The sequence below is a fragment of the Rhodopseudomonas parapalustris genome, from assembly GCF_053772255.1.
On record NZ_JAMKBZ010000028.1, the window covers coordinates 1 to 17,366 of the forward strand.

The 17,366-nt window shown below is 64.8% G+C and carries 22 protein-coding genes; 11 read left to right on the forward strand and 11 right to left on the reverse strand.

Annotated elements, in window-relative coordinates:
* Positions 1-246: hypothetical protein (locus tag M9H71_RS19985; RefSeq protein WP_455406670.1), on the forward strand; the 246-nt coding region annotated here is incomplete at its 5' end.
* Positions 247-312: 66 nt separating this feature from the next.
* Here M9H71_RS19985 and M9H71_RS19990 read toward each other — a convergent pair.
* Positions 313-1,047 carry a cytochrome c biogenesis CcdA family protein gene (locus M9H71_RS19990; protein WP_164607613.1) on the reverse strand — a complete coding sequence of 245 codons (735 nt, stop codon included), beginning with the start codon at positions 1,045-1,047 and terminating at the stop codon, positions 313-315.
* A gap of 147 nt (positions 1,048-1,194) precedes the next feature.
* Here M9H71_RS19990 and M9H71_RS19995 point away from each other — a divergent pair, with 147 nt between their 5' ends.
* Positions 1,195-2,193 (forward strand): P1 family peptidase, encoded by a 999-nt coding sequence (locus M9H71_RS19995; RefSeq protein WP_455406671.1) that lies wholly within the window; start codon positions 1,195-1,197, stop codon positions 2,191-2,193.
* Here M9H71_RS19995 and M9H71_RS20000 read toward each other — a convergent pair.
* Positions 2,183-2,878, reverse strand: a complete 696-nt coding sequence (locus M9H71_RS20000; protein ID WP_455406672.1) for an EF-hand domain-containing protein — start codon at positions 2,876-2,878, stop codon at positions 2,183-2,185. The genes M9H71_RS19995 and M9H71_RS20000 overlap by 11 nt on opposite strands.
* Positions 2,879-3,139: 261 nt before the next feature.
* On the opposite strand from M9H71_RS20000, the gene rpe reads away from it, so the two are divergent.
* Both rpe and purB read left to right on the forward strand, forming a co-directional pair.
* On the forward strand, positions 3,140-3,838 hold the full coding sequence (gene rpe / locus M9H71_RS20005) for a ribulose-phosphate 3-epimerase (RefSeq protein WP_110788544.1): 699 nt from the start codon (positions 3,140-3,142) through the stop codon (positions 3,836-3,838).
* Between the two features lie 531 nt (positions 3,839-4,369).
* Entirely contained in the window at positions 4,370-5,677 is a 1,308-nt protein-coding gene (gene purB, locus M9H71_RS20010; RefSeq protein ID WP_455406673.1) for an adenylosuccinate lyase, read from the forward strand.
* A 246-nt stretch (positions 5,678-5,923) separates the two neighbouring features.
* Here purB and purQ read toward each other — a convergent pair whose 3' ends face one another.
* The 4 genes from purQ to purC form a co-directional block, all read right to left on the reverse strand.
* Positions 5,924-6,625 carry a phosphoribosylformylglycinamidine synthase subunit PurQ gene (gene purQ / locus M9H71_RS20015; protein WP_455406674.1) on the reverse strand — a complete coding sequence of 234 codons (702 nt, stop codon included), beginning with the start codon at positions 6,623-6,625 and terminating at the stop codon, positions 5,924-5,926.
* A 56-nt stretch (positions 6,626-6,681) separates the two neighbouring features.
* On the reverse strand, positions 6,682-6,921 hold the full coding sequence (locus tag M9H71_RS20020; RefSeq protein WP_011159357.1) for a hypothetical protein: 240 nt from the start codon (positions 6,919-6,921) through the stop codon (positions 6,682-6,684).
* A 23-nt stretch (positions 6,922-6,944) separates the two neighbouring features.
* Entirely contained in the window at positions 6,945-7,190 is a 246-nt protein-coding gene (purS, locus tag M9H71_RS20025; RefSeq protein WP_011159358.1) for a phosphoribosylformylglycinamidine synthase subunit PurS, read from the reverse strand.
* 183 nt (positions 7,191-7,373) lie between these two features.
* A complete protein-coding gene (purC, locus tag M9H71_RS20030) occupies positions 7,374-8,141 on the reverse strand; it encodes a phosphoribosylaminoimidazolesuccinocarboxamide synthase (RefSeq protein WP_181902418.1) in 768 nt (255 codons plus the stop codon).
* Positions 8,142-8,439: 298 nt separating this feature from the next.
* Here purC and M9H71_RS20035 point away from each other — a divergent pair, with 298 nt between their 5' ends.
* The 3 genes from M9H71_RS20035 to M9H71_RS20045 all read left to right on the forward strand — a co-directional run bounded on the left by M9H71_RS20035 (position 8,440) and on the right by M9H71_RS20045 (position 11,243).
* Positions 8,440-8,763 carry a DUF1476 domain-containing protein gene (locus M9H71_RS20035; protein ID WP_164605732.1) on the forward strand — a complete coding sequence of 108 codons (324 nt, stop codon included), beginning with the start codon at positions 8,440-8,442 and terminating at the stop codon, positions 8,761-8,763.
* A gap of 507 nt (positions 8,764-9,270) precedes the next feature.
* The gene (locus M9H71_RS20040; RefSeq protein WP_455406675.1) at positions 9,271-9,945 is read left to right on the forward strand and encodes a hypothetical protein; all 675 of its coding nucleotides are present in this window, start codon (positions 9,271-9,273) and stop codon (positions 9,943-9,945) included.
* Positions 9,946-10,184: 239 nt separating this feature from the next.
* Positions 10,185-11,243, forward strand: a complete 1,059-nt coding sequence (locus M9H71_RS20045; RefSeq protein ID WP_455406676.1) for a virulence RhuM family protein — start codon at positions 10,185-10,187, stop codon at positions 11,241-11,243.
* Between the two features lie 167 nt (positions 11,244-11,410).
* On the opposite strand, the gene M9H71_RS20050 is transcribed toward M9H71_RS20045, so the two are convergent.
* Positions 11,411-12,229: an isocitrate lyase/PEP mutase family protein gene (locus M9H71_RS20050; protein WP_455406677.1), complete on the reverse strand. Its 819-nt coding sequence runs from the start codon at positions 12,227-12,229 to the stop codon at positions 11,411-11,413.
* Between the two features lie 397 nt (positions 12,230-12,626).
* Between M9H71_RS20050 and M9H71_RS20055 the strand changes: the two genes are divergently transcribed.
* From M9H71_RS20055 to M9H71_RS20070, 4 genes are all read left to right on the forward strand, one after another.
* Positions 12,627-12,983 carry a type II toxin-antitoxin system RelE/ParE family toxin gene (locus M9H71_RS20055; RefSeq protein WP_455406678.1) on the forward strand — a complete coding sequence of 119 codons (357 nt, stop codon included), beginning with the start codon at positions 12,627-12,629 and terminating at the stop codon, positions 12,981-12,983.
* A complete protein-coding gene (locus tag M9H71_RS20060; protein WP_164638635.1) occupies positions 12,976-13,299 on the forward strand; it encodes a transcriptional regulator in 324 nt (107 codons plus the stop codon). Before M9H71_RS20055 ends, M9H71_RS20060 begins: the two co-directional genes overlap by 8 nt.
* Before the next feature lie 38 nt (positions 13,300-13,337).
* The gene (locus M9H71_RS20065) at positions 13,338-13,622 is read left to right on the forward strand and encodes a helix-turn-helix domain-containing protein (protein WP_455406679.1); all 285 of its coding nucleotides are present in this window, start codon (positions 13,338-13,340) and stop codon (positions 13,620-13,622) included.
* A gap of 131 nt (positions 13,623-13,753) precedes the next feature.
* Complete coding sequence (locus M9H71_RS20070) at positions 13,754-14,302, forward strand: hypothetical protein (protein ID WP_455406680.1); 549 nt, start codon at positions 13,754-13,756, stop codon at positions 14,300-14,302.
* A gap of 29 nt (positions 14,303-14,331) precedes the next feature.
* On the opposite strand, the gene greA is transcribed toward M9H71_RS20070, so the two are convergent.
* The 4 genes from greA to M9H71_RS20090 form a co-directional block, all read right to left on the reverse strand.
* Positions 14,332-14,814 (reverse strand): transcription elongation factor GreA, encoded by a 483-nt coding sequence (greA, locus tag M9H71_RS20075; RefSeq protein WP_455406681.1) that lies wholly within the window; start codon positions 14,812-14,814, stop codon positions 14,332-14,334.
* A 60-nt stretch (positions 14,815-14,874) separates the two neighbouring features.
* On the reverse strand, positions 14,875-15,408 hold the full coding sequence (locus tag M9H71_RS20080) for a mismatch-specific DNA-glycosylase (RefSeq protein ID WP_455406682.1): 534 nt from the start codon (positions 15,406-15,408) through the stop codon (positions 14,875-14,877).
* Positions 15,409-15,810 (reverse strand): DUF2147 domain-containing protein, encoded by a 402-nt coding sequence (locus M9H71_RS20085; protein WP_455406683.1) that lies wholly within the window; start codon positions 15,808-15,810, stop codon positions 15,409-15,411.
* Between the two features lie 76 nt (positions 15,811-15,886).
* The gene (locus M9H71_RS20090; RefSeq protein ID WP_455406684.1) at positions 15,887-17,086 is read right to left on the reverse strand and encodes a TrmJ/YjtD family RNA methyltransferase; all 1,200 of its coding nucleotides are present in this window, start codon (positions 17,084-17,086) and stop codon (positions 15,887-15,889) included.
* Between the last annotated feature and the right edge of the window lie 280 nt (positions 17,087-17,366).

Sequence of the window (17,366 nt, forward strand, 5' to 3'; positions counted from 1 at the left end):
TCAGCAAACTTCACGGACGACCCAATAGGCCATGCCGACTCTCCAACGAGAGCCTTCGCTGAAACAGCTTTATCATCCAAGAGGATGGATTGCCGGGTCAAGCCCGGCAATGACGCCGAGAAAAGATTTCCGCTGTCATCCGTTCTCGGCCAAGACCGCGATCACTTGCACAGCGTCATGCGCGGGCTTGACCCGCGCATCCATCCAAGCGCGAGCGCGCTCGCATCAAGTAATTACAAGGAATGATGGATCGCCAAGTCGAGCCGGAATGGCGAGCAATTGAGGTTCGATGCCCGGCCGCGACCAAGACGCCTACCCAATATTCCCCAGCGCCGGGAAGGTGTTCAGCAGCCAGATACTGACGTCGCTGATGGCGCCGGTGAGGAAGCCGATGCCGGTGAGGACCATCAGCACGCCCATCACCCGCTCGACTGTGGCGAGGTGTTTCTTCATCCGGGCGAACAGGCCGGAGAACTGTTCGACCATCAGCGCGGCGAGCAGGAACGGCACGCCGAGGCCGAGCGAATAGATCGCCAGCAGCCCGGCGCCCTTGGCCACCGTCGCCTCCGCAGCAGCCACCGACAGGATCGCAGCCAGGATCGGGCCGATGCACGGCGTCCAGCCGAACGCGAACGCCAGCCCCATCACGTAAGCGCCCCACAGCCCGACCGGCTTTGGAATCGGCAGGCGGCCTTCGCGCATCAGGATGTTGATCCGCGTCAGGCCGAGGAAGTGCAGCCCCATCAGGATGATCACGACACCGGCGACGATCGCGAGCTGTGCCGAATAGGCGCGGATCAGGGTGCCGACCAGGCTGGCGCTGGCGCCGAGCGCGACGAACACGGTGGAGAAGCCGAGCACGAACATCGCCGCGGAGATCATCACCGCACGCTTCGAGCTGCGCTCGGCCTCGTCGGCGGCGACATGCTCGATCGTCGCGCCGGTCAGATAGATCAGGTACGGCGGCACCAGCGGCAGCACGCAAGGCGACAGGAAACTGACCAGGCCGGCGATCAGGGCGGCGGGGATCGAAACGTCGTGGATCATGGCCGGCTACATGCACCTGCGCTTCCCACCCATGCAAGCCGCTGCGTCAACGTTCCGCGCCTTGTGATCGCGCCCGAGGGATTGCTTCGACCAATTGTTTATGCCGACAATGTTCCCCCTTCAGTCAGCTTTCCGGACGGTTCGATCTTGCACAACCTGATGACCGATGTTGCCGGCGTTCGCGTCGGCCACGCGCACGACTATACGCTCGCTTCCGGTGTCACCGCGATTTTGTTCGACAAGCCGGCGGTCGCCTCGATCGACGTGCGCGGCGGCGGCCCGGGGATTCGCGACGGCGTACTGCTGGAACCGGTCAACACCGTCGAACAGGTCGACGGCTTCACGCTGTCGGGCGGCTCGGCATTCGGGCTCGATTCCGGCGGCGGCGTGCAGGCCTGGCTCGCCGAACGCGGTCGCGGCTTTGCGATCGGCAATGCGACGATTCCGATCGTGCCGGGGGCGGTGGTGTTCGACATGATCAACGGCGGCGACAAGGCCTGGGGCCGGTTCTCGCCGTATCGCGACCTCGGTTACGCGGCGGCCGAGGCCGCCGGCGACAGCTTCGCGCTCGGCAGCGTCGGCGCCGGCCTCGGCGCCACCACCGCAACGCTGAAAGGCGGGCTCGGCTCGGCCTCAGCGACGACGCCGGACGGCGTCACCGTCGGCGCCATTGCGGTCGTCAACGCGATCGGCAGCGCCACGATCGGCGACGGCCCGTGGTTCTGGTCGGCGCCGTTCGAAGTGGGCGACGAGTTCGGCGGACTCGGGATGCCAGACAGGTTCACGCCGGAGATGCTGCAGGTGCGGCTGAAAGGCGCCGCAACCCCGAGCGCGGTCGAGAACACCACGCTGGTCGCGGTGGTCACCGATGCCGCACTCACCAAGACCCAGGTCAAGCGGCTGGCGATGCTGGCGCAGACTGGATTCGCCCGTGCGATCTATCCGGTGCACGCGCCGCTCGACGGCGACGTGGTGTTTGCCGCCGCCACCGGCGTCAAACCGGTCGAGCCTCTGGCCGGCCTCACCGAGCTCGGCGCCATCGCGGCCAACACGGTGGCACGGGCGATCGCGCGCGGCGTCTATGAGGCCACCGCGCTGCCGTTCAAGGACGCGCAGCAGGCGTGGCGCGATCGGTTCAGACGCTGACCGACAGCGACGAGGCCGAGGCAGCCTGGATCTGCGCGGCTTGGCGCTGGATCAGTTGCTCGACGAAATTGTACGACGAGGTCGCGCTGCCCGACGAGGAGTTGGTCGCCGCCTGCGTCATCGTCACCTTGCTGCCGTCGGCCTGAAGCAGTGCATCGCTGGAGCCGCCGCTATTCGCGCCGTTGCCGCCATGCGCATGATGGCGACGATTGCCCTTCAGTGCGGAGGACATCTCGTCGAGGCTGACCTGGCCGTCGCCGTCGCCATCGAGCTTGCCAAACACCTTATCGGCATTGGCGACATTGGTGCCGCCTGCGCCGAGCGCGTTCTCGAATTCGCTCTTGGTGATCGAGCCGTCGCCGTCGGCGTCGATCTGTTTGAACAGATCCTTCAGCGCGGCATCGCGGGTCTTCGAGGCGGTCGAGCTCGAACTGGAGGTCGACTGCTGGCTCTGCGCGTCGAGCAGCGCCTGCATCGTCTCCTGCGACAGTCCGCTGCTCGGAAGCGAACCGCTGCCGCTGGTGGGCAGGCTCGGGAACGACGAAGTGCTCGCGCTGCTGCTGGAGCTGGCGAACGGATTGGTGAAGCTGGTGGTCTGCGCCGACGATTTCGACTTCGATGTCGCCGCGCTCAGCGTATTGAGCAGTCCGGACAGCGCGCCGAGCGCGCCAAGGGCAGGCAGCATGACTGAAACTCCGCATTACACCGCTCGCCGCGGCCGGCAACTACCCATTCCGGCATGTTGTGGAGCAATCCCTGTGCCAGCCTCGAAATCACCGGAAATGCTGGACTTTTCCGTCCGTCGCGGCGCCGCCGGGACGGCAATTTCTGCCTCCTCCGGCACAACCTGCCGGGCGCGCGCAGCCAAGTTTGCGCTCTCGATTTGCGGGAAACCGGCGCGGCGTGGTAGCGAAGCTGATCCACTCACACGCAACCGGAAGCCCTGATGTCCTCCTTCGCGCACCGTCCGCTCGCCATCGCGCCCTCGATCCTCGCCTCGGACTTTTCCAAGCTGGGCGAAGAGGTCCGTGCGGTCGACACCGCCGGCTGCGACTGGATCCATCTCGACGTGATGGACGGCCATTTCGTGCCGAACATTTCCTACGGCCCGGACGTGATCAAGGCGATGCGGCCGCACACCAAGAAGATCTTCGACGCCCATCTGATGATCGCGCCGTGCGATCCGTATCTCGAGGCCTTCGCCAAGGCTGGCTGCGACCATATCACCGTGCACGCCGAAGCCGGCCCGCATCTGCACCGCTCGCTGCAGGCGATCCGCGGTCTCGGCAAGAAGGCCGGCGTCTCGCTCAATCCCGGCACGCATCCGAGCGCGATCGAATACGTGCTCGACGACATCGATCTGGTGCTGGTGATGTCGGTCAACCCCGGCTTCGGCGGCCAGGCCTTCATCCCGAGCGCAGTTCAAAAGATCCGCCAGATCCGCGCGATGATCGGCGACCGCCCGATCGACATCGAAGTCGACGGCGGCGTCTCCGACAAGGTCGCCGGCGAACTCGCCGCAGCGGGCGCCAATGCACTCGTGGCGGGCTCGGCCGTGTTCAAGGGCGGCACGCTGGAAGCCTACAAGGCCAACATCGCGGGGATCAGGAATGCGGCGATGAGCGCGCGGGGGGAAGTGGTTTAAAGACCGTTCAGACCAAACTCGTCGAAACTGACGAGAGGCAAAAGTGCGCACCGTGCCAGGTGGGACTGATGATGTAGCACCACCTGAGCACACTCAGCCTCCATTTCGACTTACACAAGTATCACTGTGTTCATCTAGCGGCTGCTCGCTTACATCGCCGTCATTGCCGGGCTTGACCCGGCAATCCATCACTCTTCGCAAGATAGCGCGCTGACGCGCGCGATGGATGCGCGGGTCAAGCCCGCGCATGACGCAAATGAATGTGGCTGCGACTGCGCCACATAATCGGTCCCCCCCCCCTGCAGCTGTTACACCCCCCTCGTTCGTCATTCCGGGGCGCCCGGAGCGCGCAGGCCGGAATGACGCGGTGAAAAGACAGGTTCTGCCAACCGCGGAATTCGGGCTTCGCCCAGCCGGGCCTGAAGCCCGGGTGGCGGCGCCCCCCGCCCGTCCCACTCCCTCCCCGTCCCTAGCCCCTGCCCCGCCGATCTGCTAAAGCGCGGCGTAATCCCCAGAACCCACGAGTTTGCGATGATCCCGCGTTATACCCGTCCGGAAATGGCTGCCATTTGGGAGCCGCTGACCCGTTTCAAGATCTGGTTCGAGATCGAGGCCCATGCCTCCGACGCGCAGGCGGCGCTCGGGGTGATCCCGAAGGAGGCCGCCGAGGCGATCTGGAAGGGCGGCAAGGACGCGGCGTTCGACGTGGCGCGGATCGACGAGATCGAGCGCGAGGTCAAGCACGACGTCATCGCCTTCCTGACCCATCTGGCCGAGTTCGTCGGCCCGATGTCGCGGTTCGTGCACCAGGGCATGACCTCGTCGGACGTGCTCGACACCTGCTTCAACGTCCAGCTCACCCGCGCCGCCGACATTCTGCTGGCCGACCTCGACCGCGTGCTGGCGGCGCTGAAGGCCCGCGCCTTCGAGCACAAGATGACCCCCGCTATCGGCCGCTCGCACGGCATCCACGCCGAGCCGGTGACGTTCGGCCTGAAGATGGCCTACGCCTACGCCGAGTTCAGCCGCGCCCGCGACCGCCTGATCGCGGCCCGCAAGGAGGTCGCGACCTGCGCGATCTCCGGCTCGGTCGGCACCTTTGCGCATATAGACCCGCGGGTCGAAGAACACGTCGCCAAAGCGATGGGCCTCGCGGTCGAGCCGGTGTCGACGCAAGTGATCCCGCGCGACCGCCACGCGATGTTCTTCGCGGTGCTCGGCGTGATCGCGTCGTCGATGGAGCGGCTCGCCACCGAGATCCGCCATCTGCAGCGCACCGAAGTGCTCGAGGCCGAGGAGTACTTCTCCGAGGGCCAGAAGGGCTCCTCCTCGATGCCGCACAAGCGCAACCCGGTGCTGACCGAGAACCTCACCGGCCTCGCCCGCATGGTGCGCGCCTATGTGATGCCGGCGATGGAGAACGTGGTGCTGTGGCACGAGCGCGACATCTCGCACTCCTCGGCCGAGCGGATGCTGGCGCCCGACGCCACCGTGACGCTGGACTTCGCGCTCAACCGCCTCGCCGGCGTGATCGAGAAGCTGGTGGTGTATCCGGAGAACATGACCAGGAACCTCGACCGCCTCGGCGGCCTGGTGCATTCGCAGCGGCTGCTCACCGCGCTGACCCAGAAGGGCTGCTCGCGCGAGGAGAGCTACAAGCTGGTCCAGCGCAACGCGATGCCGGTGTGGCGCGGCGAAGGCGACTTCCTGACGCTGCTGAAGAACGACCCGGACATGAAGAAGTACATGACCGACGCCGAGATCGAAGAGCAGTTCGACCTCGGCTATCACCACAAGCACGTCGACACCATCTTCAAGCGGGTGTTCGGCGAAAGCTGATAATCGCCACCGAAACGGCGTAGCTCAACAAAAAGCCCCCGGTTCGCGGGGGCTTTTTCATGGCTGCGGCAAGCCTGATACGTACGCAACCGGCCGCCCGCTCGAGCACGGAGCTTGGGTTCAGACTCACGACACGTCATGCCCGGCCTTGTGCCGGGCATCCACGTCTTCAGACCGATGTGCAGGAAAGACGTAGATGGCCGGGACAAAGCCCGGCCATGACGAAGATCATCAAAGAGCTGCCGCTCACGCCGCCTTGGCGAAGTGCTGGGCGAGGCCGGCGAACAGGCCGCGGCCGTCGGTGCAGCCCATGATGTCTTCGACGTGGTTTTCCGGATGCGGCATCATGCCGAGCACGTTGCCGCGCTCGGAGACGATGCCGGCGATCGAGGCGGCGGCGCCGTTGATGTTGTGGCTCTCGCCGATCTCGCCTTCCGGCGAGCAGTAGCGATACAGCACCCGGCCGTCGCCTTCGAGCCGCTTCACGGTGTCTTCGTCGGCTTCGTAATTGCCCTCGCCGTGCGCCACCGGCACCTTGATCACCTGCCCGGCCTTGTAGCCGCGGGTAAACGGAGTGTCGTTGCGTTCAACGCGCAGATGCACGTCGCGGCAGATGAACTTCAGCCGCGCGTTGCGCATCAGCACGCCCGGCAGCAGGCCGGACTCGCACAGGATCTGAAAGCCGTTGCAGACGCCGAGCACCAGGCCGCCATCGGCGGCGAACTTGCGCACCGCGTCCATCACCGGCGCCCGCGCCGCGATCGCGCCGCAGCGCAAGTAATCGCCATAGGAGAAGCCGCCCGGGACGACGACGAGGTCGGTGCCCTTCGGCAGTTCGGTTTCGGCGTGCCACACCATCGCGGCATCGTTGCCGGAGACGAGTTTCAGCGCGCGCGCCATGTCACGCTCGCGATTGATGCCGGGGAAGACGAGGACGGCGGATTTCATGCAATTTCCGATTTCGCGTAGAGCGGGCCTGGGACGATCTCGTCGACTGCTATTTGTCAGGTCGAGATTGCCGGTGCGTCATTCAGTTCGAGACGGCGCTCAATGTGTTCGAGCCGGCCGTCGTAGCGACCAAGGATTGCGTACACGTTCTGGACGTCCTGTTGCATGGAAATCAAATAGCCACGCATGGCGTTCATTTCGGACTTCAGTTCGTCCACCTTATGGTCGACCTTGTCCAATCGCTGCTGAACCTGCTTCAGCACCTCGAAAATCAACTCATTGCTCACTTCAGCCATGACCTGATCCTCTGAACGTCGGCTTAGCCCAGCACCTCGACGCGATAATTCTCGATCACGGTGTTGGCCAGCAGCTTGTCGGCGGCGTCCTTGAGGGCGGCTTCGGCCTTGGCCTTGTCGGCGGCGCCGTCGAGCTCGATGTCGAACACCTTGCCCTGGCGCACGCTGGCGATGCCGGCGACGCCGAGCGACTTCAGCGCGCCCTCGATCGCCTTGCCCTGCGGATCCAGGATCCCGTTCTTCAAGGTAACAGTTACCCGTGCCTTCATGGTCGCCTCGATGATCCCCTCGTCATGCCGGGCGAAAGCCTCGCCCTGCCGGTCATTCCGGGGCGCTCGCGCAAGCGAGCGAACCCGGAATCTCGATCGTTCTATAACTTCTGGATTCCGGGTTCGCCGCTGCGCGGCGCCCCGGAATGACGTCGACGGGGCGCTCAGCGCGCCCGAGCGACGTCAGCCCTTCACCAGAACCGGGCCGGAGCCGATCGGGCGCTCGTTTTCCATCAGGATGCCGAGCCGCTTGGCGACTTCGGTGTAGGCCTCGAGCAGGCCACCGAGATCGCGGCGGAAGCGGTCCTTGTCGAGCTTCTCGTTCGACTTGATGTCCCACAGCCGGCACGAATCCGGTGAGATCTCGTCGGCGACGATGATACGCATCATCTCGGCTTCGAACAGCCGGCCGCACTCCATCTTGAAGTCGACCAGGCGGATGCCGATGCCGAGGAACAGGCCGGTGAGGAAATCATTGACGCGGATCGCCAGCGCCATGATGTCGTCGATCTCCTGCGGGGTCGCCCAGCCGAACGCGGTGATGTGCTCCTCGGAGACCATCGGGTCGTTGAGCTGGTCGTTCTTGTAGTAGAACTCGATGATCGAGCGCGGCAGTTGCGTGCCTTCCTCGATCCCGAGCCGCTGCGACAGCGAACCCGCGGCGACGTTGCGCACCACCACCTCGAGCGGCACGATCTCGACTTCGCGGATCAGCTGCTCGCGCATGTTGAGGCGGCGGATGAAATGGGTCGGCACCCCGATGTCGTTGAGGTGCTGAAACAGATATTCCGAGATCCGGTTGTTGAGGACGCCCTTGCCCTCGATCACCTGGTGCTTCTTGGCATTGAACGCGGTGGCGTCGTCCTTGAAGTGCTGAATCAGCGTTCCGGGTTCCGGACCTTCATACAGCACCTTGGCCTTGCCTTCGTAAATGCGACGTCGCCGGCTCATGGGGATGTACCGTGTTTTGTTGAAATCCATCGGGTGGTGGGCTCCGTCTGACGAAAGCGGCCCACGGCGGAGCTGCCGAACAGGCCAGGAATAGGAAACAGAACGAGAACCCAGCCTCGCTGCAACCTAGCTGATTGGCCCCCTCGATACAATCGATCCGGCCGGGTGGCCCTGGAGTTTTACCCCTCGCTGTGCGCCATTGTGGCAGTTGTCTTAACGGGCGGCTCTGGATATCTAGGCATCGAACCCGCCCACCGCAAACCGGCCGTTCTGCCGGCTCAAGATCGGAACATCAGACATGACCACGTTCGACAAGCGCGAGGAAGGCTTCGAGAGGAAGTTCGCGCTCGACGAGGAGCAGAAGTTCAAGGCCGAAGCGCGCCGCGACAAACTGCTCGGCCTCTGGATCGCCGAAAAGCTCGGCCTGTCCGGCGACGCCGCCGCCGCTTATGCCAAGGAAGTGGTGATCGCCGATCTGGAAGAGGCCGGCGACGACGACGTGGTGCGCAAGGTCACCAAGGACCTCACCGACAAGGGCATCACCCTGCCGGAGACCGAACTACGCGCCAAGATGGCCGAGTTCTATGCCCAGGCGGTGCAAGAGGTGAAGTCCGGCACCTAATTGGTGCCGGCCGCTGCGGCAGCGTGCTTGATTGCTTGATCGAATTTTCGAATGCCCGGGCCTGTCCCGGGCATTCGTGTTTTCGGCGCAGGTTCTCGGTCAGACCCCAGTCGAGGTGTCCCGCTCTGCGACAGCGCGCCCGTCCCGCATTAACACTCGGCACACAGACGGAACAAAGCGGCGACGAATCGCTGCGAATCGGCGTTGCCGCCGTGGCGAGCGCTGCAGCTTGTGCGTCGACATTCCCGCCCACACCAAGGCTGGAACCCGCCACTTCATCCACCGCGGTGAAACAGGGCGAAAAAGTTAACATCCCGGATCGGAAACATCGGGGCGCGGGGTCGATCGCCGTGGCGGCGCCGCGACGCTCTGCCCATTCAATCCGGCGCCTGTCGCTGGGGCGGGGCTCTTCCCGATGCGATGGCTGCAGGGCGAGCCTTGCTGCGGCAGAACATTAGGCATATATTCTTATTTTGAATTGATGCCTTGCCTTTAACGGAGCCCAACATGCCCTTCCCGGTTTTTCGCTCCCCCATTCGCGTGATCGACTCCCCCATCGACCGACCGATCCTGGCGGCGCTGGACGACGGACCGCCGCCGGTCCCGGGCGGCCGTCCGAAGGGCTGCAAGCGGCTGCACACCAACGCCAAGGTCGCTCATGTGCGCCGGCTGATCGAACAGACCTCGTTCACCTACAAGGAGATCGCGGCGAAGACCGGCGTCAGCGCCGGCACCATCGGGCGCTGGGCCCGCGACGGCGGCTGGGCCCGTTACCCTTTGGCGCCGCGCGCCAGCGACACCGTGCCGACCGAGCGCGCCGGCCGCCGGCTGAAGCTGCGGATGCTCAGCCACAAGCTGCAGCAGCTTGCCGAACGCTATGTCGACGAGCTGTGGCAGGCGCCGTCGGTCGATCTCAACCGGCTGATCGAGGCCATGGAGGTGCTGAAAATGGCGCGGCTCACCCAGAAAGGCCGCGGCCGCCCCGGCAAACCCGGCCCGGCGCCCCGCACCGAAGAGGACTGGCTCGACCGCGAAAGCGCGATCCGAAAAGCCCTGACCGACATGCGTCACAACGGCGTCTTCACCACCTGCATCCCCGCCGAAGCCATGGCGCTGCTGGACGACGCCTACACCCCGCCGGAGCGGGAGGTGGTGCGGCGGGGACCGAGGAGGAGGCTGTAGATCGGTCAACAAACAGCACATTTGCCCGCGACTGTTTGCCGTCGCCACAGGCTCCCCCTCCCCCTTGCGGGGAGGCGCCTCAAGACGGCCCCGGATGCCGCCTTTCGATCATCCGGCTTACGCTTGCTGCCCCATGCGAAATAACACCTTGAAGTGCGGAGCCAATTGACCGCAAACCTGTCGAAGGAATTGTAGGTCCAACGGCATCTACGACGCCGGGACAGCGTCGGTGAGGCGGCATGACTCCAGAGGACGGCAAGGGCGAAGGCGAACTGATCCTCTATCGCACGGAAGACGGCCGCGACGCGTTGCAGCTTCGTCTGGTGGACGGAACGGTGTGGCTGACCCAGGCCGAGATCGCGGTGCTGTTCGACACCACCAAGCAGAATGTCAGCTTGCACTTCAAAACCATCTTTGCCGATGCGGAACTGGCCGAGGGGGCAGTTGTCAAGGATTCCTTGACAACTGCGGGCGACGGCAAGCGCTATGTGACGAAGCTCTATAATCTCAATGCCATCCTGGCTGTCGGCTACCGAGTCCGCAGCGCCCGCGGGGTGCAGTTCCGGCGTTGGGCGACTGAGGTGTTGAACGACTATCTGGTTAAGGGCTTCGTCATGAATGACGAGCGCCTGAAGGACCCTGCCGGCTTCGACTATTTCGACGAACTGCTCGAACGCATCCGCGATATCCGGGCGTCGGAAAAGCGATTCTATCAAAAAGTCCGCGACGTGTTCGCCGCGACAAGCGCCGATTACGACCCGAAGAACGAGACCGCGAAAACCTTCTTCGCCTCGATCCAGAACAAACTGGTGTTCGCCATCACCGGGATGACCGCCGCCGAACTGATCGTCGCGAGGGCCGACCCGTCACAGCCGAACATGGCGCTCACCAGCTGGAAGGGCGACCGCGTCCGCAAAGGCGACGTCGCGATCTCAAAAAACTATCTGACCGCCGAAGAGATCAGCGACCTCAACCTACTAACCACTGCTTTCTTGGACTTCGCTGAATTGCGCGCCCGCAACCGCCAGCCGACCACGATGGCCGAATGGATGGCGCAGACCGACCGCTTCGTCGCCTTCAACGAACGCGGAGTGTTGCAGGGCGCGGGCCGCATCTCCCATCTCCAGATGGAGCAGGTCGTTTTCGACCGCTTCGAGACATTCGATAAACGCCGCCGCGCCACCGAGACCGATGCAGCCGAGCAGGCAGCGATCAACGAACTGACCGAGCTCGAGCAGCAGGCGCGATCTGCGAAACTCCCCTCTGCGGGCAAGAAACCATCGAACAGGCCATCGTGACGGCCACGCTGGCGCATGAACACCGAGTGAAGCCGGCGGACCGAATCCGCAGTTCAGCCGTCGCCTGCATGAGCGACGCGACATTCAGGAGAGGCCGCCACCAGTCTCCCGGGCATCACTTCGCTCACTCGGATCACGCTCGTTGAGCCACGAGCCGATCGCAGCCACTACTCCCCCGCAAACAGCCCGTTCAGCTCCGCGCCCTTGGTCGCCCCGGCGAAGGCCGTGAAGGTGCCCTGCTCGGCGATCTCGCGCGCGGCGCCGAGGAAGCCGGCCCAGGCGCAGCGCGCCAGCGAGCCGCCGACGCTGATGCGGCGGACGCCGAGGTCGGCGAGCATCGGCACCGTCATGCTCGGCTGTGCGATCAGCACGTTGAGTGGCTTCGGCGCCACCGCCTTCACCAGCGTGGTGATCTCGGCCTCGGTGGTGATGCCCGGCGCGTACAGGCAATCGGCGCCGGCCTCGGCGAACGCCACCAGCCGCGCGGTGGTCTTGGCGAGATCGCGCTCGCCCTTGAAGAAGCCTTCGCAGCGCGCCACCAGCACGACGTCCTCGGCCGACGCATCGATCGCCGCCCGCGCCGCCTTGATCCGCTCGGCGGCGAGCGCGTCGTCGTAGAACGGTTGCGCCGGATCGGTGGTCGTATTCTCGATCGACAGCCCCGCGATGCCGGTGGCGATCGCGCGCGTGACATTGGCGGCGAGGGCGTCCGGGCTGTCGGCAAAGCCGTTCTCGAAATCGGCGTTGACGGGCAGATCCACCGCCGCGCACAGCGTCGTCAGATGCGCCAGCACGTCGTCGCAGCTCACCTGATTGTCCGCCCGCCCCGCCGACCAGGCAAAGCCAGCGCTGGTCGAGGCCAGCGCCTGAAACCCGAGCGACGCCAGCGCCCGCGCCGAGCCGACATCCCACGGATTCGGCAGCACGAAACAGCCGGTCTCGTGCAGCTTGCGAAACGTGGCGCGCTTGGCGGCGGTGCTGATCATCCGCGATCTCCCTGTGATGTTGGCTGTTGTTGTCGGGACGCTAGCATGGTGCCGGCCGCGGCGTCGAAGCCGCCGATGCCAGCCGAGGTGTCCCACCCTGCGACAGCCGCCACCGCGCGTCTTAACGTTCCGAACGCAACCGGAACAAAGCGGTGACGAATCACAGCGAATCGGGCCGGGCGGGAAGCGGCGCGCTGCATGTCGCGCGGAGGCCAGCGCCACCACACCAGGGATGGACCCGCGTCAGCGCTGGACGAAGGCAGCGAAGGCAAAGAACGTTAACGGCGGGACACCGTCAAGTAACCCGCTGCTCCGGACAGCAGACCGAAGAGGCGGCCCTACAGACCATCCCGAATCGCAATCGAATAGAGGGCGTACTGGACCAAAGGTAACATATATGTTACCCTTGGTTATGCTGGACATTCGCTACTATTCGGCGGATCGGGAAAGCCCATTCGCGGATTGGCTCGACGGGCTCGACGTCATGGCAGCCGCCAAGGTGACGACCGCCGTGGCGCGGCTGTCCCTCGGCAACCTCTCCAACGTCAAGTCGGTCGGCGAAGGCGTCCTCGAAACCAAGATCGATTTCGGGCCCGGCTATCGGATCTATTTCGGGCGTGACGGCGACACGCTGGTCATTCTGCTTTGCGGTGGCACCAAGAAGAGACAACGCAGCGATATCGCGCGAGCCATCGTGTACTGGCGCGACTACAAGCAGAGCAAGAAGCGGCGGTCAGGACTGAGCAATGGCTAATACGAAGAGCTTCAAAGAATTGATCCAGAACCGCGTCGCGAAGGACCCGGCATTCGCCGACGCCCTGCTGCGCGAAGCGATCGAGGTGATGCTCAAGGGTGATATCGAGACCGGAAAAGCCGTCCTGCGCGACTACATCAAGGCCACCGTCGGCTTCGAACAACTCGGCGCCGCGACCGAACTGCCGCCCAAAAGCCTGATCCGGATGTTCGGCCCCAACGGCAACCCGCAGGCGAAGAACCTGTTCAGCGTGATCGGCTATCTGCAGGATCGCGCGGGGTTGGAGCTGAAGGTGAGCAAGGCACGACGGGCGTGAGCCGACCGCATCGAGCCGCTGATGCGGAGACAAAGACCATGAGCGAACAACGATTCGACAGCGTCTGGGATGCGTTGGAAGAGTCCCCTGCAGACGCCGCCAACATGAAGGCCCGATCGGCGCTGATGATCGCGATCCGCAACGTGGTCGACGATTGGAAGCTCACGCAAGCCGAAGCAGCCAAACGCCTCGGCGTGACGCAGCCGCGGATGAATGATCTGCCCCGCGGACGGATCGACAAATTCAGCCTCGACGCCCTGATGCTGCTGGCGACGACGGCGGGGCTGACAGTGAAATGGCGCGTGGTGAAGTCAGCGGCGTGACAAATAATTGCGGACGGCAGCCTGCATGAGCGAAGCGATATGCAGGAGACATCAATCGTCCCGGGTATCGCTGCGCTCACCCGGGCTACGCTCGCTTCGCTATTGCGCCCTGCGGGCTGAATGGAAACACGATGAAAGGCATTCTTGGCTGGGCACACGATCTGATCGCTTGGCTTGAATTACATGACAAGCTGGCAGGTTGGGCTCAATTCGTCGGCGCGATGATTGCTATCGCAATCACATATTTCACAGCTTTCGCTCCAGCTTGGCGACGGAAGCGACAGCTAAGAAGTGCGGCAGCGCGGCTTCTTTCGCATGGCTACGAGGCCTTGGAGAGCTATCATCGCACGTCGATCCATTTTCTGCCGTTCTCTCTGTCACTTCGCCAAGCTGCATTGAGCATGACTGCTGTGGCCAATGAAATAGATCAATTTCCGATCTTTGAGCTCGATGATCAAGGAAGTCGCTCTACGGCCCGGTACCTAGTCGCAACAAGTTTGACGTTGAATAGTGTACGGCTGTTTTTGGAGACCTTTGCAACTGAACTTGAGGGCCGCAAAGCAACGGAGGAAGATCGAGAGGCCATCAGAACTTTTGTCGGCCAACAGATCGACGTTCTGCAAAAGATGTTCTCAGGAGCCGACTTGAAGCGCCCGCAATGGTCCACTCCAAGGGAGTAAGGAATTGCATAAGGAGATGCTAAGATCCATCACGCAATCCCCACTACCTCCAACTCCTGCGCGCCCTTCCCGACCACGTCGCCGACGCTCTTGCCCATCAGCAAGCGCGCGACCGGGGCGACGAATGAGATCGTGCCGGCATTGGGGTCGGCCTCGTCTTCGCCGACGATGCGGTAGGTTTGGACGCGGCCGTCGGCGCGGCGGAAGGTGACGGTGGAGCCGAACGCGATCTCGTCGGTCGACGGCGGATCGGGCATCACCTGCGCGGTGCGAACGCGCGCCGCGTAGTAGCGCGCGTCACGCAAGGGGATCGCTTCGGCGCGGCGGCGTTCGTTGACATCCTCGATTAAACCAGCGGCTTCGAGCGCGGCCTTCGCTTCCGCAAGCTGCACCTCGAGTGCCGCGAGCCCGGCCGCGGTGACGAGATTCGGATGCTCCGAGATCGGGCGATCCGGCAGCACGGTCTCCGAGGCGGTCTCGGCACTGTCTTCCTTGGTAAAAGCGACGCTCAAGTTGAACTCCATTGACGGTCGGCAGACGACGACCTGACGCAGCGACACCGCAGCCCTCGATCAAGAGGAGCGGACCAGTTCGGCAAACTCCCACCAGTGGATCTTGTTCGCCAGCCAATTCCAATCCGCCATCGGCGAGGTCGATGGCAGCACATAGATCGACGTCGTTCCGATGCTCTCCTCATAACGCCCCAGGCCGACCCTGCGACCGACAAACCGCTTCGCAGCTTCCAGACTGGTGAAGGCGAGAAAGTCGGGGCGGTGCTCTTCGATCTTACGTCTGAGCACCACCCGATGTTCCGGCCGCGGCCGGACCTCATGATCGCTTCCGGCGACATCCTTGCACAGATCCGTCAGGCCGATGCCGAAGTTCGTCACCTCGCGAAACTCGTGCGGCGCCAGCTTTCGTGTCGTGAGGCCCGTTTCGCTCAGTACGCTCCAGAACTTGTTCCGGCCGTGCGCATAGTAGCTTTGCGCCTTCTCGGACGCGCGGCCGGCGGCGGTGCCGCAGAACACAACTCTGAGCCCGCGCTGCAGAACATCAGGCAAGATGACCTTGGGCAAGCTCTCCAGACCTTGCTGGCGCGCCTCCACTCAGTTCGCCCGCGTCCAGGTCGAGGACTTGCAGATCAGGCCGCCCATCGCGCAGCCCTGGGTGGTCAGGGTGCCGCCGGAGAGATTCATCTTGCCGGTGTAGGTCTTGCCGTCCTCCGGATTGAAGGCGCTCCCGGCCCAGGCGTTCGGCCCGGTGGGCTTCATATCGAAGAACACCTTCTGGCCGACCTTGGCGGGGGTCTCGACGCCCGGCTTGATCCACACCAGCGTGCCGCACAGCGCGCCGCCGCACGGCGCGAACTTGACCTTGGAAGCGCCGGTGTCGCGCAGCCAGGTGCCGCCGACCTCGTCGGCACGCGCACCCGTCGTCGCCAGGGCGGCGGCCAGCAGGCCGAGGCCGGTGAGCCATCCCGCGCGGCGCATTGTCGGTGTCGTGGTCATGTCCCCTCCCGCTTCCTTGCAATGCGGCGAGCCGCCGCTTGGCACGAAGCGAATCTCAGCCGGGGCGTGAAGTCAATCAGGCGCGCGCCAGCGCCGTCTCCAGCCGCTCCAGCACGGGGGCGATGTCGGCGGTGATCTCGGCCGCCTCGATCCACACCACCCGATAGTCCCGCTCTGCCAGCCAGTCTTTGCGCGCGGCGCGGTCGTTCGCGACCATCTCGCCTTCTCCCGGATGGATCAGCTCGATCGCGACGCGGCGGGTGAAGGAGACGAAATCCGGGATGTGGCGGCCGACCGGGGTCTGGCGCTTGAAGTTGCCGGCGAAGCGGCGGTCGGTGCGCAGCTTCTCCCATAAGAGCCGCTCGGCGTCGGTCGGGTTGCGGCGGAGCAGCCGCGCCAGCCCGCGCAGCGAGCCGCCCTCGGCCTCGGCGCCGCCGGCCGCGCGTTCGGCCAGCAGCGCGCGCAGCCGCGTGGCCTGATCGCCGTCGAGCACGCCGCCTTTGGCCGGGCCCTTGCGGCCGTCGGCGATCGCCATCACCACGCCGTGCAGCGTATGCATGTCCTGCTTGGACGGCTCCATCCGGGTGAAGATGTTGCGCAGGTTCACCAGCATGGTGTCGCGCTTTTCCGGCGGGCGGAGGAATTCGACGCGGTCGAGCTCTGCGACCAGATTGGAAAAGAACGCGTCGATCTGATGCTGCGAGGCGCGCGGGCTGCGCTCCGGCATCTCGTAAGGCAGCGCGTTCTGGGTGGCGTGCTTGAACCACTCGTAGCCCATCAGCAGCACCGCTTGCGCCAGGTTCAGCGAGGCGAACGCCGGATTGACCGGGAAGGTGATAATGCGGTTGGCGAGCGCGACCTCGTCGTTCTCCAGGCCATGGCGCTCGCGGCCGAACATCAGGCCGGTGGTGCCGCCGGTGGCGGTCTCGGCGACGATCTCCTGCGCAGCGGCTTCCGGTCCGCGCACCGGCTTGGCCTGGTCATGGGCGCGCGCGGTGGTGGCGAACAGCAGCGTGCAGTCCTTCACCGCGTCGGCGACGCTGTCGAACAGCTCGACCGCGTTCAGGATGTGGTCGGCGCCGGCGGCCGAGCGCTGGGCGGCGATGTTCGGCCAGCCGTCGCGCGGCTTCACCAGCCGCAGCCGGGTCAGCCCGAAATTGCCCATTGCGCGCGCGCACATCCCGATGTTCTCGCCCAATTGGGGCTCGACCAGAATCACCACCGGGCCATCGAGCGCGGCCGCGGGCTTGGATCGGTCGGTGCCGGAGCCGGACATGGGCAAGGTCTTTCAAAAACGGGCGCCCCTCGGAGTGATCCGAGGCGGCGCGAGGAGAAGCGGGAAAGCCGCGGCAGGCTGGCCGGTCGCCGGCGGCCGCCGCGCCCTCCCGTTGCCAAGGCGGCGGAAATTTCTCAAGCAAATAGTGGTTTTACCGGCGCGTTTTAGGCGGTGTGACGTGCGCCTGACACAGCGCCCGCCCGCCCCGCATCCAGCCGCGGCGGCGCACGCGGCCGCGAACTGGCCGAGCCATGCGCGAACGCGCTGCGAATCCGTCCAA

Excerpts from the sequence above, each read along its gene's own strand:
- M9H71_RS19990 (WP_164607613.1), bottom strand. The coding sequence starts at position 1,047 with ATGATCCACGACGTTTCGATCCCCGCCGCCCTGATCGCCGGCCTGGTC.
- M9H71_RS20000 (WP_455406672.1), bottom strand. The coding sequence starts at position 2,878 with ATGCTGCCTGCCCTTGGCGCGCTCGGCGCGCTGTCCGGACTGCTCAAT.
- rpe (WP_110788544.1), top strand. The coding sequence starts at position 3,140 with ATGTCCTCCTTCGCGCACCGTCCGCTCGCCATCGCGCCCTCGATCCTC.
- purB (WP_455406673.1), top strand. The coding sequence starts at position 4,370 with ATGATCCCGCGTTATACCCGTCCGGAAATGGCTGCCATTTGGGAGCCG.
- purQ (WP_455406674.1), bottom strand. The coding sequence starts at position 6,625 with ATGAAATCCGCCGTCCTCGTCTTCCCCGGCATCAATCGCGAGCGTGAC.
- M9H71_RS20020 (WP_011159357.1), bottom strand. The coding sequence starts at position 6,921 with ATGGCTGAAGTGAGCAATGAGTTGATTTTCGAGGTGCTGAAGCAGGTT.
- purS (WP_011159358.1), bottom strand. The coding sequence starts at position 7,190 with ATGAAGGCACGGGTAACTGTTACCTTGAAGAACGGGATCCTGGATCCG.
- purC (WP_181902418.1), bottom strand. The coding sequence starts at position 8,141 with ATGAGCCGGCGACGTCGCATTTACGAAGGCAAGGCCAAGGTGCTGTAT.
- M9H71_RS20035 (WP_164605732.1), top strand. The coding sequence starts at position 8,440 with ATGACCACGTTCGACAAGCGCGAGGAAGGCTTCGAGAGGAAGTTCGCG.
- M9H71_RS20040 (WP_455406675.1), top strand. The coding sequence starts at position 9,271 with ATGCCCTTCCCGGTTTTTCGCTCCCCCATTCGCGTGATCGACTCCCCC.
- M9H71_RS20045 (WP_455406676.1), top strand. The coding sequence starts at position 10,185 with ATGACTCCAGAGGACGGCAAGGGCGAAGGCGAACTGATCCTCTATCGC.
- M9H71_RS20050 (WP_455406677.1), bottom strand. The coding sequence starts at position 12,229 with ATGATCAGCACCGCCGCCAAGCGCGCCACGTTTCGCAAGCTGCACGAG.
- M9H71_RS20055 (WP_455406678.1), top strand. The coding sequence starts at position 12,627 with ATGTTACCCTTGGTTATGCTGGACATTCGCTACTATTCGGCGGATCGG.
- M9H71_RS20060 (WP_164638635.1), top strand. The coding sequence starts at position 12,976 with ATGGCTAATACGAAGAGCTTCAAAGAATTGATCCAGAACCGCGTCGCG.
- M9H71_RS20065 (WP_455406679.1), top strand. The coding sequence starts at position 13,338 with ATGAGCGAACAACGATTCGACAGCGTCTGGGATGCGTTGGAAGAGTCC.
- M9H71_RS20070 (WP_455406680.1), top strand. The coding sequence starts at position 13,754 with ATGAAAGGCATTCTTGGCTGGGCACACGATCTGATCGCTTGGCTTGAA.
- M9H71_RS20085 (WP_455406683.1), bottom strand. The coding sequence starts at position 15,810 with ATGACCACGACACCGACAATGCGCCGCGCGGGATGGCTCACCGGCCTC.
- M9H71_RS20090 (WP_455406684.1), bottom strand. The coding sequence starts at position 17,086 with ATGTCCGGCTCCGGCACCGACCGATCCAAGCCCGCGGCCGCGCTCGAT.